At 74.2% G+C, this 2649-nt stretch carries 3 protein-coding genes; all 3 read right to left on the bottom strand.

Annotation, left to right across the window (positions count from 1 at the left end):
* Positions 1–3: 3 nt before the first annotated feature.
* A complete protein-coding gene (locus tag IE249_RS28430; protein WP_189709263.1) occupies positions 4–507 on the bottom strand; it encodes a nuclear transport factor 2 family protein in 504 nt (167 codons plus the stop codon).
* Complete coding sequence (gene folP, locus IE249_RS28425) at positions 504–1415, bottom strand: dihydropteroate synthase (protein WP_189709261.1); 912 nt, start codon at positions 1413–1415, stop codon at positions 504–506. The genes IE249_RS28430 and folP overlap by 4 nt, the downstream gene beginning before the upstream one ends.
* A gap of 184 nt (positions 1416–1599) precedes the next feature.
* Positions 1600–2649 (bottom strand): phosphatidylglycerol lysyltransferase domain-containing protein (locus IE249_RS38750; RefSeq protein WP_229859428.1); only part of this gene is annotated, 1050 nt, incomplete at its 5' end.

Below are 2649 nucleotides of genomic sequence, written 5' to 3'. Positions count from 1 at the left end.
CGCTCAGGCGGGTGTGTCCTCGTCCTCCTCCCCGTCGTTCTCGGTGAGGACGGGGGAGGCGTGGTGCGACCAGAGCTTCCAGCCGAGGGATGTGCGCCGGAACACGTTGGTGGCGACGACGAGCTGCCCCACGAGCGGGCCGAGCTCGTCGCCGCCGTCGGGCGCGGGGCCGCCGCTGAGGATGTTCTCGGTGCAGGTCACCAGGGCGGTGTCGCCGGTGACGGAGACGTGCACGTCGGTGAGGAAGAACTGGATGTAGTCCGTGTTGGCCATGATCAGCGCGTAGGAGCGGAGCACCTCGCCGCGGCCGGTGAGGACGGGCCAGCCCGGGTGCACACAGGAGATCACCCCGGTGTCGGCCGGGTCGTGGTACTCCTCGTCGACGCCCAGGTCGGACGGGGTGAGCCACAGCGAGGTCAGCTCCTCGAAGTCGCCCCGCTCCATCGCCTCGTAGAAGGCGGTGTTGGCCGCCTCGACCTGCTCGACGTCGGTGTGGGGGGCGCTCACCGGGCTCCCTCGGCGCGTGCGCCCCCCTGCGGGGCACGGGCTCCGGGGGTGCGGGCCGCTTCCACGGCGCGGGCGACGCGTACCGCGTCCGCCGTGGCGCGGACCTCGTGCACCCGCACCGCCCACGCGCCGGCGTGCGCCGCGAGCGCGGAGACCGCGGCCGTGGCCGCGTCGCGCTCCCGCGCGGGAGGCGGGGCGCCCTCCGGGCCGGCCAGGACCCGGCCGAGGAACCGCTTGCGGGAGGCGGCGACGAGGACGGGGTGGCCGAGGCCGCGCAGGCGGTCGAGGCGGGCCAGGAGCGCCAGGTCGTGCCCGGCCTCCTTGGAGAAGCCGAGGCCGGGGTCGACCACGATGCGGTCGGGGGCGACGCCGCCCTCCAGGACGGCCTCCACGCGCGCGTGCAGCTCGTCGACGACCTCGGTGACCACGTCGTCGTAGTGCCCCTGGACGTTGCCGCCCTCCAGGAAGCCGCGCCAGTGCATGACGACGAAGGGGGCGCCGGTCTGCGCCACCATGGGGATCATGGCGGGGTCGGCGAGGCCGCCGCTGACGTCGTTGACGAGGGCGGCGCCGGCCGCGAGGGCCTGTTCGGCGACGCGGGCGCGCATGGTGTCCACGGAGATCGTGACGCCCTCGGAGGCCAGACCGCGCACCACCGGTACCACGCGCCGCAGCTCCTCGGCCTCGTCGACGCGGGTCGCGCCGGGGCGGGTGGACTCGCCGCCCACGTCGACCAGGTCGGCGCCCTCGGCCACCAGGTCGAGGCCGTGCTTGACGGCCGCGGTGGTGTCGAACCAGCGGCCGCCGTCGGAGAAGGAGTCGGGGGTGACGTTGACGACCCCCATGACCGCGCACCGGTCCCACACCGGAAGTCCCGCCACGCGGCCGCGCCCGCTGTCGTTGCTCATACGTTCAGCGTAGGCCCCACCGGTCGGGGCGCCGCCCCGTGGCCCGGCCACCCGCGCCTCAGGCGGACGCGCGGTCCGGAACGGGCGGACGCGCGGTCTCTCATGGCCCTGTGGGCCAGTGTGTGGGGCCCGGGCGGGGCTCCTGGGCTGGAGGGGGACAGGGGCCCGCCCGGGCTGTCCGGGGTCAGGCCGCGCGGACGTCCCGCTGTTCGGCCACCGCGTGCGCGCACGGGCGCTGGGCGGCCGTGCGGCGGCGCAGGAAGCGGGGCAGCGGCAGCGCGAGGTTGACGAAGCCCTCGGCCTGCATGGCGGCGAAGCCGATGCGGGGCAGGTCGGAGGAGGCGCGGTAGACGACGAACCGCGGCTCCCAGCGCGGCTGGAACTTGGCGTTGAACTTGTACAGCGACTCGATCTGGAACCACCGGGAGAGGAACACCAGCAGCCCGCGCCAGGCCCGCAGCACCGGCCCGGCACCGATCTTCTCGCCGCGGGCGAGGGCCGAGCGGAACATCGCGAAGTTGAGCGAGATCCGCTTGATGCCGAGCTTCTGGGCGGCCTGGAGGGTGGCGACGATCAGCAGCTCGTTCATGCCGGGGTCGGCCGAGCGGTCGCGCCGCATCAGTTCCAGGGAGGCGCCGTCCTTGCCCCACGGCACGAAGTGGATGATCGCCTTGAGGTCGCCGTAGGGACCCGGCTCCTCGTCCTGCTTGTGCGCGGTGGCGATCAGGCAGTCGCCGTCGGAGGGGTCGCCGATGCGGCCGAGCGCCATGGAGAACCCGCGCTCGGTGTCGGTGCCGCGCCAGTCCTCGGCGGCCCGCCGGATGCGCTCCAGCTCGGCCTCCCCGAGGTCATGGATGCGCCGCACCCGGGTTTCGTAGCCGGCCCGCTCGATGCGCTTGACCATCTGACGGACGTTGCGCATCGCGCGTCCGGCCAACGAGAAATCCGCGACGTCGACCACCGCCTCGTCGCCCAGTTCCAGGGCGTCCAGGCCGGTCTCCCGGGTCCACACCTCACCGCCGGTCTCGGAGCAGCCCATCACGGCGGGCGTCCAGGAGTGGGCCCTGGCCTCGTCCATGAAGCGCTCGATGGCGCCCGGCCACGCCTCGACGTCGCCGATCGGGTCGCCGCTGGCGAGCATCACACCGGAGACGACGCGGTACGTCACCGCCGCCTTGCCGCTGGGGGAGAAGACGACCGCCTTGTCGCGGCGCAGCGCGAAGTGGCCGAGGGA

This window comes from Streptomyces anandii JCM 4720 (genome assembly GCF_014650655.1).
GTDB lineage: Bacteria > Actinomycetota > Actinomycetes > Streptomycetales > Streptomycetaceae > Streptomyces > Streptomyces anandii.
The sequence above is the reverse complement of the archived record's forward strand: the minus strand, read 5'-3'. Positions and strand labels throughout refer to the sequence as shown.

What these genes read in the sequence shown, in the direction of transcription:
- folP (WP_189709261.1), bottom strand. Translation starts at nt 1,415, where the DNA reads ATGAGCAACGACAGCGGGCGCGGCCGCGTGGCGGGACTTCCGGTGTGG.